General features: G+C 44.4%; 13 protein-coding genes and 1 other RNA gene. 4 read left to right on the top strand and 10 right to left on the bottom strand.

All coding sequences use genetic code 11. The features are described from left to right. Nucleotides 1–3: 3 nt before the first annotated feature. The 5 genes from QF117_RS08310 to rsmI all read right to left on the bottom strand — a co-directional run bounded on the left by QF117_RS08310 (nucleotide 4) and on the right by rsmI (nucleotide 4607). Entirely contained in the window at nucleotides 4–1743 is a 1740-nt protein-coding gene (locus tag QF117_RS08310) for a penicillin-binding transpeptidase domain-containing protein (RefSeq protein ID WP_282388537.1), read from the bottom strand. Further along, entirely contained in the window at nucleotides 1740–2057 is a 318-nt protein-coding gene (gene ftsL, locus QF117_RS08305) for a cell division protein FtsL (protein WP_282388536.1), read from the bottom strand. Before ftsL ends, QF117_RS08310 begins: the two co-directional genes overlap by 4 nt. Before the next feature lie 5 nt (nucleotides 2058–2062). Further along, entirely contained in the window at nucleotides 2063–3013 is a 951-nt protein-coding gene (gene rsmH / locus QF117_RS08300) for a 16S rRNA (cytosine(1402)-N(4))-methyltransferase RsmH (protein WP_282388535.1), read from the bottom strand. Between the two features lie 198 nt (nucleotides 3014–3211). Further along, nucleotides 3212–3604: RNase P RNA component class A (gene rnpB / locus QF117_RS08295), an RNA gene on the bottom strand. Between the two features lie 139 nt (nucleotides 3605–3743). Then, entirely contained in the window at nucleotides 3744–4607 is an 864-nt protein-coding gene (rsmI, locus tag QF117_RS08290) for a 16S rRNA (cytidine(1402)-2'-O)-methyltransferase (RefSeq protein ID WP_282388534.1), read from the bottom strand. 69 nt (nucleotides 4608–4676) lie between these two features. Between rsmI and QF117_RS08285 the strand changes: the two genes are divergently transcribed. The 4 genes from QF117_RS08285 to QF117_RS08270 are packed head-to-tail and all read left to right on the top strand — an operon-like array spanning nucleotide 4677 to nucleotide 8003. After that, nucleotides 4677–6482, top strand: a complete 1806-nt coding sequence (locus QF117_RS08285) for a penicillin-binding protein activator (protein WP_282388533.1) — start codon at nucleotides 4677–4679, stop codon at nucleotides 6480–6482. Next, the gene (locus QF117_RS08280; RefSeq protein WP_017035525.1) at nucleotides 6469–6837 is read left to right on the top strand and encodes a YraN family protein; all 369 of its coding nucleotides are present in this window, start codon (nucleotides 6469–6471) and stop codon (nucleotides 6835–6837) included. Before QF117_RS08285 ends, QF117_RS08280 begins: the two co-directional genes overlap by 14 nt. A 3-nt stretch (nucleotides 6838–6840) precedes the next feature. After that, nucleotides 6841–7431 (top strand): phosphoheptose isomerase, encoded by a 591-nt coding sequence (locus QF117_RS08275; RefSeq protein WP_017035526.1) that lies wholly within the window; start codon nucleotides 6841–6843, stop codon nucleotides 7429–7431. A gap of 2 nt (nucleotides 7432–7433) precedes the next feature. After that, complete coding sequence (locus tag QF117_RS08270; RefSeq protein WP_282388532.1) at nucleotides 7434–8003, top strand: BON domain-containing protein; 570 nt, start codon at nucleotides 7434–7436, stop codon at nucleotides 8001–8003. A 75-nt stretch (nucleotides 8004–8078) separates the two neighbouring features. On the opposite strand, the gene sspB is transcribed toward QF117_RS08270, so the two are convergent. From sspB to petA, 5 genes are all read right to left on the bottom strand, one after another. Then, nucleotides 8079–8594 carry a ClpXP protease specificity-enhancing factor gene (sspB, locus tag QF117_RS08265; protein WP_282388531.1) on the bottom strand — a complete coding sequence of 172 codons (516 nt, stop codon included), beginning with the start codon at nucleotides 8592–8594 and terminating at the stop codon, nucleotides 8079–8081. Nucleotides 8595–8600: 6 nt separating this feature from the next. Beyond that, the gene (gene sspA / locus QF117_RS08260) at nucleotides 8601–9236 is read right to left on the bottom strand and encodes a stringent starvation protein SspA (RefSeq protein ID WP_017035529.1); all 636 of its coding nucleotides are present in this window, start codon (nucleotides 9234–9236) and stop codon (nucleotides 8601–8603) included. A gap of 93 nt (nucleotides 9237–9329) precedes the next feature. Continuing rightward, entirely contained in the window at nucleotides 9330–10067 is a 738-nt protein-coding gene (locus tag QF117_RS08255; RefSeq protein WP_017035530.1) for a cytochrome c1, read from the bottom strand. Then, nucleotides 10064–11329, bottom strand: coding sequence for a cytochrome bc complex cytochrome b subunit (locus tag QF117_RS08250; protein WP_282388529.1), 1266 nt, complete (start codon nucleotides 11327–11329; stop codon nucleotides 10064–10066). Before QF117_RS08250 ends, QF117_RS08255 begins: the two co-directional genes overlap by 4 nt. Beyond that, on the bottom strand, nucleotides 11329–11922 hold the full coding sequence (petA, locus tag QF117_RS08245; protein ID WP_017035532.1) for a ubiquinol-cytochrome c reductase iron-sulfur subunit: 594 nt from the start codon (nucleotides 11920–11922) through the stop codon (nucleotides 11329–11331). The genes QF117_RS08250 and petA overlap by 1 nt, the downstream gene beginning before the upstream one ends. Nucleotides 11923–12129: the final 207 nt, after the last annotated feature.

Here is a 12129-nt window from a genome sequence, read left to right as displayed (position 1 = left end):
TAGCTAATGACTTTTAAATTGATTTTCATCGGGTGCAACGTTCAATATCTGTAGCGCACCTTTCATGATCTCAGAGAAAACGGGGCCTGCAACCGAACCGCCATAATAATTATCACCTTGTGGCTCGTTAACCACCACAACTAGGGCTAGTCTTGGGTTACTCGCTGGAGCGATACCTGCTGTGTACGCAAAGTATTCATCGCCATATCCACCCGCCACCGCTTTACGTGAGGTCCCTGTCTTAGCTGCAATTCTATAACCAGGAACGGCCGCTCTTGTCGCTGTTCCGCCAGGTTGGGTCACCGTTTCTAGCATTTCCAACACCAAGCGAGCGTTATCACTATCAATGACTTGTCTAGAAAGGTCTTGCTGATTGTTTTCGATGATATGAATAGGTTGATATTCGCCGTAGTTTCCCAAGGTCGCATAAGCATGAGCCAGCTGAAGAGGGGTAATGGTTAACCCATAACCAAAGGAGAGCGTGGCGATTTCATGTTTTGACCAGCGTCGTCTGTTGGGAAAAATACCCGACGTTTCACCGACAAGGTTAAGACCCGAGGTTTCACCAAAACCGACCGAACTGTACATACCTAATAGCGCTTCAAGCGGCATATCCAAAGCCAATGTTGCAACCCCTATGTTACTCGACTTTTGCAATATCGTCGTTAAGTTCGCTTTTCCTACCTTTGAGGTATCCACCACTCGGCTACCACCGATACGCATGATGCCGTTGCCCGTATCGATCACCGTATCTTTTGTCGCTGAACCATTTTCAAGTGCCGCTAAAACCACAAAAGGTTTAACGGTAGATCCGGGTTCAAACGCATCGGTGATCACTCGATTTCTCATTTTAAATGATTGCAAATCTGAGCGGTTATTCGGGTTGTAAGATGGCGCATTAACCATCGATAAAACTGCGCCGCTTTTTACATCTAACAAAATAGCCGATCCTGAGGTTGCTCTGGTATCGGCAACCGCCTGTTTAATGGCTCGGTAAGAAATCGCCTGTAAGCGCTGATCGATGGTGAGCTCTAAAGGTTTCCCTTCTTCATGCTCTTCTAGCGATATATTTTCAACCACGCGTCCATAGCGATCTTTACGGATAATTCGTTTGCCAGCCTCACCAGTCAACCATTTGTCATAACTTCGTTCCACTCCTTCTAAACCGTGACCGTCGATGCCAGTTACACCAACTAAGTGAGCACTAACTTCACCTGCTGGGTAGTATCTTCTTGATTCCGACTTTAGCCCAACACCGGGTAGCTTGAGCTCACGAATATAATTGGCCATTGCAGGGCTGACTTGTCGCTGAAGATAGATAAATCGACGCTTGTCATTGCTCTTGATTTTCTTAACCAAGCTTTGACGATCGAGTCCGAGGACATCTGCCAATGCGTGCCACCTATCAAGGTCTTCGAGCCCTTTGCCCTTAAAGATAGCCACAGGATCAGCCCAGACGGCCTCTACTGGTACACTGACAGCAAGAGGCTCATTATTACGGTCGGAAATAATTCCACGCGCTGAATGAATCGTCTTAGCTCTCACGGTGCGCAGATCACCTTGTCGGATCAAGTTATCAGGTTCAATCACTTGAATGTAGCCAATACGAGCCACCAAAATAGAAAAGCAGGCAAAAACGCACACCAGCAATAGATAAAAGCGCCAACGGATCAACAAGGGAGCGTCCGTTTTGGACTTAGATTTGGCAAGCTTTGGGGAGACGGAACTCTTTTTCGTTTTCATTGTAGATTAATGATCACTTCTTTATCCGCGTCAGGGCGACGCATCTCTAGTTCTTGCTTTGCCATTGTTTGCACTCGGCTATGTTCCGCTAATGCCGTTTCTTCCAAAATAAGGTTTCGCCACTCATTGGCTAACTGTTCTCTATAGATCAACATGGTGTTTTTATCAGATATGGATTGTCGGGAGTGATGTGTAATGAACACCACCCCCATCGCACTGATAAAAATTAAGATAAGCATCAACAAAGGCAACCGACCAACACCCAATAAATCGGTGACGATCAGCTTAGCTAAATTAGGCGTGCGACTGCTCATTATTGTTACAGTTTTTCTGCGATACGTAATACTGAACTGCGTGAGCGCGGGTTTTGTTCTACCTCACTTTCACTCGGCTTATTGGCTTTGCCAATCGGCTTCAAATCTGCGGAGCCTAGAGCACTGATTTGCGCTTCAGTTAAAGGAATGCCATGAGGAACTTGAGGGCCTTTACTCTCTTTACGTATAAAACGTTTCACCATACGATCTTCTAAGGAGTGAAAACTGATCACAGATAAACGGCCTTGTGGTGCAAGAATACTTGCAGCACCTTTCAGTGCGGTATCGATCTCTTCTAACTCACTGTTGATATAAATTCGAAAAGCTTGGAATGCGCGAGTTGCAGGGTGTTTTTTCTCTTTAAAGCTCTTCGGTGCAGCTTCAGAGATCAATTTCGCCAACTGACCGGTTCGAGTGAGCGGTTCTTTCTCTTCGTCATCACGATGTGCGACGATCGCTTTAGCGATACGACGAGCATGTTTGTCTTCCCCAAACTCTCTAATAACCCAAGTAATGTCGTCTAAATCCGCATTGAGGATCCATTCAGCAACAGAAATGCCGGTAGTAGGATCCATGCGCATATCAAGGGGGCCATCTTTCATAAAACTAAAGCCACGTTCAGCATCGTCCAGTTGAGGCGATGACACGCCTAAATCAAGTAAAACGCCATCCACCTTTCCTACTAAATCATAACGTTCGGCATATTCTGCCATTCCTGAAAATGGGCCATGAATAATAGTAAAACGAGGATCATCAATTTTCTTTGCTTCAGCAATTGCTTGTGGATCTCTATCAATACTGAATAAACGACCATGTTCTCCCAACTTAGATAGAATGGTTCGGCTATGGCCGCCACGACCAAATGTACCATCTATGTAGGTACCATCAGGTTTGATGGCGAGTCCATCAATCGACTCATTAAGTAAAACAGAAATATGTTGGAATGGTTCAGTCATGTTGGTCTCATCAAGCTTGGGCTAAAAGCGATTAACACAAAATACAGATACACATCAGTGTACTGATTTCACAGGCTATCGCTACTGTTTGCGCAAAACATCTCGTGATATTGCGCCAAGTTTAGTGTTAACAAAATAATTTTCGTCAATATAAAGCAAAAAACCCATCATAACTCTACGTTATGATGGGTTTCGAATTGGTGGAGTTGACACATACGCCGGGTTCTGTCTCCGCTTTCGCGGCGGTAACCATTCGTCTAGGCCTGCAATCGCTCACAGGCTCAAGCAATCTACCCGCCCCCATACGCGAGCAACGCAATGTGAGGGCCTATTTGATCTTGCTCCGGGTGGAGTTTACCTTGCTACGAACTGTTACCAGACGCACGGTGCGCTCTTACCGCACCCTTTCAGCCTTACCTGTGCCTCTTCCGAAGAAATGAGGCCATCGGCGGTCTTCTCTCTGCTGCACTTGTCGTGAGCTCACGCTCCCCAGGCGTTACCTGGCACCCTGCTCTATGGAGCCCGGACGTTCCTCCCCTCCATCAGTCTCCCGAAGGACATCAATGAAGCAGCGATTACCCAGTCAACTCCGAAGCGGATTGTATAGATAAGCGCAAAGCGTGTCTAGGAAGAAGTCATCAAATGAACATTTTGTAAGCTTTCTAACAAAAACACGCTAGAACTTGCTTGCTTTCCCACCATCTCGCTTACTTTTTCACCACAAAGAAGGTTAACTTAAATACTCTAAACCCCATTTATAGAGCGCATTTTTCTTTAAGTTATAAATCTCGGCCGTCATTGCCGCCGCTTTTTTAAGGGGTAATTCTTTCGTCAAAATAGTCAGCGTTCTGGTGACTTCGTCTGACATGGTTTCTTCGGCATTGTCTCGAAAGCCATGAATAAGCAACACCATTTCACCACGGCGCTGATTTTCATCGCTGTTTACCCATTCAATTAATTCACCTAAAGGCAGCTTTTTAATGGTTTCAAAGGTTTTTGTGATCTCGCGAGCCAACACCACTTCTCGGTTTGGCCCCAAAATATCAAGCATATCGCTAAGAGAATCTAAGATTCGGTGAGGAGATTCGTAAAAGATACAGGTGCGCTCTGCTTTCGCGATTTCCAAAAACTTATCTTTGCGACCTTTGCTTTTTGGCGGTAAGAAGCCTTCAAAGCTAAAGCGATCCGATGGAAGCCCTGACGCGCTGAGTGCGGTAATAACAGCACAAGCCCCCGGTAAAGGCACAACTCTTACACCTGCTTGACGACATTGATTCACAAGGTGGTATCCTGGATCACTAATTAAAGGCGTACCCGCATCAGACACTAATGCGATAGACTGCCCTTCACATAATCTATCAACTAATACTTGAGCTTTTTGCTGTTCATTGTGATCATGCAACGGGAAGGTCTTAGTTTTAATGTTGAAATGAGCGAGTAATCGACCCGTATGGCGAGTATCTTCAGCGGCAATAACATCGACGGTTGATAAAACATCGATGGCACGCTGGGTAATATCACCCAAATTGCCTATTGGAGTCGGAACAATATAGAGAGTTGGGATCTCTGCTGGCAATGTTTTGTTGTCTGTCATTTGTTTACCATCACTTCAACGATTAATATAGAGATAATTTTACACTTACAAGTATAAGAATGCATGGCTATGAAGAACCATAAGAGAATCAGTGTACCACGCTTGCTCACACCTGTTGCACTCGCAATCGTGTTGAGTGCGTGTTCGTCTACACCTTCAGCACCGACCTATGTTGATATTTTGCAAGATCCTGCGCAATCGGCTCAAAGCTATTTAATGCAGGCAGACAGTGCACAAGGTTCGATTCAGAGAGACTGGTTAATCATGGCGTTTAAAGCCGCGATTGAAAGTAACGATATCGATCTGGCTAACCGTCTATCAAAAAGAATGGTTAAACTGCCACTCGACGAACTTCAACAGTCGGAATGGCAGTTGTCTCGGGCTGAGCTGTTAAAAAGCATTGGCGAATATCAACAAGCATTGTCACAACTCAACTTTCAAAAGCAATGGTCGTTACCAGACCAGCAATGGGTTGACTACTACCAACTCAGAGCAGACTTATACACCAATCAAGCAAGATTTTTTGAAGCCAGTAAAGAGCTGGTCTACCTCAGTGCCTACCAAGATGAGGTTGAACAGCAGCAAACAGCCAACGTAATCTGGACCAACCTTGAACGTTATCAATCGGATCAGATGGCACTTTTAAGCGCTTCAGAAAGTGAAGAGGTCATTGACGGTTGGGTTCAGCTGAGCGTTTATATGAAGACTCTCGCGAACAGCATCCCAATGCTTAAAAACAGTCTTGAGAAATGGTTTGAAGAGAACCCAACACACCCAGCCGTGATGTATACTCCACAAGCGATTCAAGACGTATTGGATTTAGAAATAACCAAGCCAAAAAATACAGCCATCTTACTTCCTCTTTCGGGTAAGTTTTCTAAACAAGCTCAGTTAATCCGTGACGGCTTTATCATGGCGATGATGAATGACGAAAATCGTGATGGACAAGCGACTCTCACTATCGTCGACACCAATAAAACCGAACGAACTGAACTGGAATCCATATTAGTTGAGAAGCGTATCGATTTTATTGTTGGGCCTTTAACAAAGGATAATGTAGAGCAACTTGAAGAAATTCAGACTAATCTGAGCCAGCACATTCCAACCTTAGCGCTCAATATTCCCGATAATTTGGAAATAGGAACAGGCACCTGCTACATCGCTCTTTCTCCGGAGCAAGAAGTCGCTCAAGCAGCAAAATACTTACACCAACAAGGTTATCAATACCCATTAGTTTTAGCGCCACAAGGCAAGCTTGGTCAACGAGTGAGCGAAGCGTTTACCGCGGAATGGGAAAAGCTTAATGATAACAAGGTGGCTGTTAACCTGTTTGGTGACAAGCGCCAACTTCAACGTAACATTAACTCGGTGTTTGGATTGCAAGATAGCCAACAGCATATTGCTCAGATTGAGGGGCTACTGGGGATACCTTTAGAAAGCCAACCTCGCAGCCGTCGCGATATCGATGCGGTCTATATTGTCGCTAGCGGGCCTGAATTGACATTGATTAAGCCATTTATTGAAGTTGCGATTAATCCAGATACAAAGCCACCAAAATTGTTTTCCAACTCTCGTAGTAACAGTGGCAATAAACAGTATGAAGATCTGACGGGTATCACCTACAGTGATATACCGCTGTTGCTTCAAAAAGACACGCCTTTAATGGCCCAAATGGAACAGCTATGGGAAAAAGATTCAAACTCTGAACGCCGCCTTCAAGCGCTTGGCATTGATGCTTATCATATGATGGATCAATTACCGCAAATGAAGATCATGCCAGATCATAGCTACCAAGGCCAAACAGGCCTTCTGCGTATCGATGAAAATTGCATTGTGCAAAGAGAAATTAGCTGGGCTGAGCATGGGGCTCTTTAGCCGCAGAGACAAAGGTCAACACTATGAGACTGTCGCTAAAAATCATCTAGAAGGTTGCGGTCTCATGGTTATTGAGAGAAACTTCACCGCTCGCTGCGGGGAAATCGATCTCATTATGAAAGACGGTACTACCATCGTTTTTGTTGAAGTTCGCTACCGTGAAAATAAACGCTACGGTCACGCAGCTGAAACCGTTTCTCCGAGCAAAGTCGCCAAATTACTCAAAACAGCCCATTATTGGCTTTTAAAAACAAATCGCTCTGTTGAGCAAACCGATCTCCGTTTTGATGTTATTGCTATTCACCAGCAAGGTAAGCAGATCGAATGGATTAAAAACGCAATCACCCAAGGATAACCGATGCTCGATAGCATTAAAGATAGCTTCACTGAAAGCATTCAAATTCAAATTGCCGCAGCCGAAGCTCTTCCGGATGCAATTACTCATGCCGCACAAGCAATGGTTGCTAGCCTACTCAACGGCAACAAGATTCTTTGCTGTGGTAATGGTGGTTCCTCATCAAATGCTCAGCAATTCGTCTCTTGCCTTTTAAATCGCTTTGAAACTGAGCGTCCAAGCTTACCAGCCATGGCTCTAACGGCGGACAATACAACGCTCACCGCCGTTGCTAACGACTATCACTACCAAGAAATTTTTTCTAAGCAGGTCAGAGCATTTGGTCAAGCTGGTGATATTTTGTTGGCTATTTCCACAAGTGGTAATAGCAAGAATATCATTAAAGCGATGGAAGCTGCGGTAACTCGTGACATGACCATTATTGCTTTCACCGGTAAAGACGGCGGGGAAATGGCGGGATTGCTCGGAGAGCATGACGTTGAAATTCGTATTCCGTCTCACAGAACACCTCGAATTCACGAAGTTCATATGGTCACACTTCACTGTTTATGCGATCTTATCGATCAGGTATTGTTTCCAGCTCACGAAGAGTAATTATGACTATATTTCGCTATTTGGCTGTTGTTTTGACCTTAATCTCACTGTCTGGCTGTGCTGGAGTTTTCGTCGCAGGCGCAGCAACAACCGCAACCATTATTACAGACACAAGAAGTACCAAAGAAATTTGGAACGACAACAATATTGAATTTGAGGTGGCTGGCCTTGGCAATAAAGCGCCATTTCGTGGGCAACTGCGTGTCACGGCAAGCTCTCACAACGGGACTGTCGTATTAATGGGGCAAGCCAAAACCCAATCCGATCTCGATGCCTTCATAGCAGAAGCAAAGCAGTTAAAAGGAGTCACAACCCTACATAACCAAGTTCGCATTAATGAGCCGTTATCAGTCACAGCAATAAGCAATGACAGCTGGATCACGACTAAAGTTAAATCGGCACTGTTAACGAACACAGAGTTAAATGGCATCAAAGTAAAGGTCATTACAGAAGACAAAGAAGTCTTTTTACTTGGTTATGTGTCTCCACATCATGCGGACATAGCAACAGAGGTTGCACGTAATATCTCCGGGGTAAAGCAAGTCATTAGAGCGTTCCAAAATGTGGACTAATTTAGACTGCCAATAGCAAGTAGCTGGCTGAATACAAGACAATAAAAAAGCAGCGAATAAGCTGCTTTTTCTATTTTATTTAATCACTCTCAAACTAGGGCGACCTTTAGGTTTAGGCGGTTCATCTGACGGGCCAACCTCTTCTTCGAGATCAACAGATGCTTCTGTCGGAACAGAGGACAAACCACTGACACCCATAGAGGTGGTATTTTCTATCTCATCGGTAGCCATTGTTTCAGCAGCCTTGGTTTCAGAATCAAGATACGCCTCTTCTGGATCAAACATCGTTCCAGCGCCATTCTCTCGTGCGTATATAGCTTGTACAGAATACAAAGGCGCTATCACAGAGTGAGGACGGCCACTAAAGCGAGCACTGAAGGTAATCGCTTCATTACCAAGTTCCAAGTTACCAACCGCTCTAGGAGCAATATTCAAGATGATTTGACCATCTTGAATAAATTCTTCAGGCACTCGAACGCCCGGCATGGTTGCATCAACCACTAGGTGAGGTGTTAGGTCATTATCCACTAACCATTCATAAAATGCGCGTAGCATATATGGTCGGCGTGGTGTCATTTTTTCAATATCCATCACTAACTATCGGCTTAAACGCATCTCACGCTCAGCTTCAGTCAAAGAAGCCAAGAAAGAATCACGTTCAAATACTCGACTCATATAGATTTTAAGCTCTTTTGAACCAGGGCCGATCAAATCAATACCCAGTTGAGGTAAACGCCATAATAATGGTGCTAGGTAACAATCGATCAGGCTAAATTCTTCGCTCATGAAGTACTCATACTCTGCAAATACAGGAGCCAGCGTTAGTAGATCATTGCGTAGTTTGTTACGAGCATTTTCAGCTTCTTCAGCGTTACCCTTAACCACTTTCTCAGCTAGGCTGTACCAGTTGCGCTCTATGCGATAAATCATCAGACGACTATTACCACGAGCAACAGGGTAAACAGGCATCAATGGTGGATGAGGAAAACGCTCATCAAGGTATTCCATAATGATTTTCGAATCGTACAACGCAAGCTCACGGTCAACCAATGTTGGTACCGACTTATAAGGATTTAGCTCAATAAGCTCGTTAGGCAAATTTGCTTCGTCAACAAGCTCAACTTCAACACTTACGCCTTTCTCAGCAAGGACGATACGAACCTGATGGCTATACATATCAGATGCACTTGAAAACAGAGTCATCACAGAACGTTTATTCGCAGCTACAGCCATGGAGCCCTCCAGCATACTTACAGATACAAAAAAATAATGGAGGCTTAGCCTCCATTAAACAAAATTAAAAATCAGCGTGGCATTATAGCACAATTAGTGCACATCACGCCAATACTCTTTCTTAAGCAACACGACGACAATAGTGAAGATCACTAAGAAAGCCATCACCCACCAACCTAGAGCATGACGCTCTAACTTAACCGGATCACCAGAGTATTCTAAGAAGTTCACAAGGTCGCGAACCGCTGAGTCGTATTCCTCAGTGTTTAACTCGCCAGAGCCATCCGTCTTAACACCAACAACCGTCTTGTGCTCTACACCATCAACGATTTTAGTTTCGTAAACAGGTTCCGGAATGCCTTGCAGTTCTTCTAAAACATGAGGCATGCCAACACTAGGGAACACGATGTTGTTTACGCCAAATGGGCGACTTGGATCCGTGTAAAACGAGCGCAGGTAGGTGTATAACCAATCAGTACCACGAACACGAGCAACCAATGTCAAGTCAGGTGGCGGGCCACCAAACCATTTCGCTGCAGAATCTTGAGGAATGGCGCTCACCATCAAGTCACCAATTTTCGCCTCAGGATCGAACATTAGGTTTTCCTTCATGAGATCCAAAGGAATGCCGATGTCTTTCGCAACACGTTCATAGCGCTGATACTGAGTCCCATGACAAGCAAAACAGTAGTTCATGAATAACTTAGCGCCATTTTGCAATGAAGCTTGATCAGATAAATCATTGTTCGCTTTATCTAAATGAACATTCCCGCCAGCCGCTAATGCTAGAGATGGCAACAATGCAAATAAAATTACAATCCACTTCTTCATTTGAATTTCACCCTAGTTGGTAACGGTTTCGTCGCCTCATTTTTGCTGTAGAAGAATAGCAAAACAAAGAACATGAAATAACCTAAGCTAAAGATTTGCGCCATTAGTGTGTATAACGGAGTCGCAGGGAGCGCACCCAATATACCTAATGCAATGAAGCAGATAGTGAACTGAATAATATTCAGTAGATGAAGCTTACTACGGTAACGGTAAGAGCGTACTTTACAACGGTCGAACCATGGTAGAAGGAACAACACAACAATCGATGCGCCCATCGCGACTACGCCAAGAAGTTTATCTGGGACTGCACGTAAAATCGCATAGAATGGTGTGAAGTACCATACTGGAGCAATATGCTCTGGCGTTTTCAAAGGGTTAGCAGCTTCAAAGTTAGGTGGCTCAAGGAAGTAACCGCCCATCTCAGGATTAAAGAACAACACGTAACAGAACAGGAACAAGAAGCCTGCGACACCGACTAGATCTTTAACCGTTCCATATGGATGGAAAGGAATAGAATCGATGACATCGTATTTTTTAGTGTAGTTCTCGTGGAACTTAAACTGCGTCTTGTAGTCATCGCCCATTGAGCCTTTTGGTAATTTAGTTTCGATACCATCAGGGTTGTTCGAGCCGACTTCATGCAAAGCAAGGACGTGCAATACGATCAAAAGAAGTAGAACGATAGGCAGTGCAATAACATGGAGAGCAAAGAAACGGTTAAGTGTCGCACCAGAAATAACGTAATCACCACGAATCCAAAGCGTCAAATCATCGCCAATAACCGGTATCGCACCGAAGAGGGAGATGATTACCTGTGCACCCCAATAAGACATTTGACCCCATGGCAGCAAGTAGCCCATAAAGGCTTCAGCCATGAGCACTAGGAAGATCAACATACCAAATAGCCACAATAACTCACGAGGTTTTTGGTAAGACCCATAAATCAAGCCACGGAACATATGCAGATAGATAACAACAAAGAACGCTGACGCCCCTGTTGAGTGCATGTAACGTAATAGCCAGCCGTATTCCACATCGCGCATGATGTACTCAACGGAAGCAAACGCACCTTCACCAGAAGGAACGTAGTTCATTGTTAACCAGATACCGGTTAGAATTTGGTTAACAAGCACTAACATCGCTAGTGAGCCAAATAAGTACCAAAAGTTGAACGATTTTGGCATCGGATATTCTGATAGATGCTTTTTATAAGAATCCATCACTGGTAGACGTTTTTCTACCCAATCTAGTAGCGCTTGCATTATGCCTCCCCTGTGTCGTCAACACCGATCATAATTTTGGTTTCACTCAAATACATATGCTGCGGTACAACTAGATTGAGTGGTGCAGGTACACCTTGGAATACTCGTCCTGCCATATCAAACTTAGAGCCGTGACAAGGACAGAAGAAACCAGATTTAACCCCTTGAACCTGTTCACTGAAGCTATCAGGTAGGTAAGTAGGCGAACACCCTAAGTGCGTACAAATACCGACGGCAACAAAATATTCAGGCTTAATTGAACGGTAAGCATTTTGTGCATAGGCGGGTTGCTGCTCTTCTCCAGACACCGGATCACGCAATTGATCGTCCAGAGCTTTTAAGCCATCGACAACCGACTGAGCTCTGCGGACTACCCATACAGGTTTTCCACGCCACTCAACACGAACCATTTGCCCTTCTTCGAGTTTACCGATATCAACTTCGACAGGGGCACCAGCAGCTTTCGCTTTTTCACTTGGGTTCCAAGATTTAATAAAAGGAACGGCGACTGCAGCTGCCCCTAAACCACCTACAACCGCAGTTGTGGCAGTCAAGAAACGTCTACGACCGTTATTTAAAGGCGCATTGCTCATCCAAACATTCTCCCATTTGCTCCCTTTGGATAGTTGTTATTCCGCTTACAGAGCATGGCTAACAAATTAAAGTTTTAATTATATTTATTTGATGGCAAATGATAATTAAAACCCTACTTTTTGACAAGATAAAGCTACCTTTTTGTAACATTCAAAGGGCAAAGCCTATGCTGGGTCACAAAAGAAGCTGAATTAAAAAGAAAAGAT

It is taken from the genome of Vibrio sp. YMD68 (assembly GCF_029958905.1).
In the GTDB taxonomy this organism is placed as follows: Bacteria; Pseudomonadota; Gammaproteobacteria; order Enterobacterales; family Vibrionaceae; genus Vibrio.
This window is presented reverse-complemented; position numbering and strand designations above follow the sequence as displayed.

Excerpts from the sequence above, each read along its gene's own strand:
- QF117_RS08310 (WP_282388537.1), bottom strand. The coding sequence starts at position 1,743 with ATGAAAACGAAAAAGAGTTCCGTCTCCCCAAAGCTTGCCAAATCTAAG.
- ftsL (WP_282388536.1), bottom strand. The coding sequence starts at position 2,057 with ATGAGCAGTCGCACGCCTAATTTAGCTAAGCTGATCGTCACCGATTTA.
- rsmH (WP_282388535.1), bottom strand. The coding sequence starts at position 3,013 with ATGACTGAACCATTCCAACATATTTCTGTTTTACTTAATGAGTCGATT.
- rsmI (WP_282388534.1), bottom strand. The coding sequence starts at position 4,607 with ATGACAGACAACAAAACATTGCCAGCAGAGATCCCAACTCTCTATATT.
- QF117_RS08285 (WP_282388533.1), top strand. The coding sequence starts at position 4,677 with ATGAAGAACCATAAGAGAATCAGTGTACCACGCTTGCTCACACCTGTT.
- QF117_RS08280 (WP_017035525.1), top strand. The coding sequence starts at position 6,469 with ATGGGGCTCTTTAGCCGCAGAGACAAAGGTCAACACTATGAGACTGTC.
- QF117_RS08275 (WP_017035526.1), top strand. The coding sequence starts at position 6,841 with ATGCTCGATAGCATTAAAGATAGCTTCACTGAAAGCATTCAAATTCAA.
- QF117_RS08270 (WP_282388532.1), top strand. The coding sequence starts at position 7,434 with ATGACTATATTTCGCTATTTGGCTGTTGTTTTGACCTTAATCTCACTG.
- sspB (WP_282388531.1), bottom strand. The coding sequence starts at position 8,594 with ATGGATATTGAAAAAATGACACCACGCCGACCATATATGCTACGCGCA.
- sspA (WP_017035529.1), bottom strand. The coding sequence starts at position 9,236 with ATGGCTGTAGCTGCGAATAAACGTTCTGTGATGACTCTGTTTTCAAGT.
- QF117_RS08255 (WP_017035530.1), bottom strand. The coding sequence starts at position 10,067 with ATGAAGAAGTGGATTGTAATTTTATTTGCATTGTTGCCATCTCTAGCA.
- QF117_RS08250 (WP_282388529.1), bottom strand. The coding sequence starts at position 11,329 with ATGCAAGCGCTACTAGATTGGGTAGAAAAACGTCTACCAGTGATGGAT.
- petA (WP_017035532.1), bottom strand. The coding sequence starts at position 11,922 with ATGAGCAATGCGCCTTTAAATAACGGTCGTAGACGTTTCTTGACTGCC.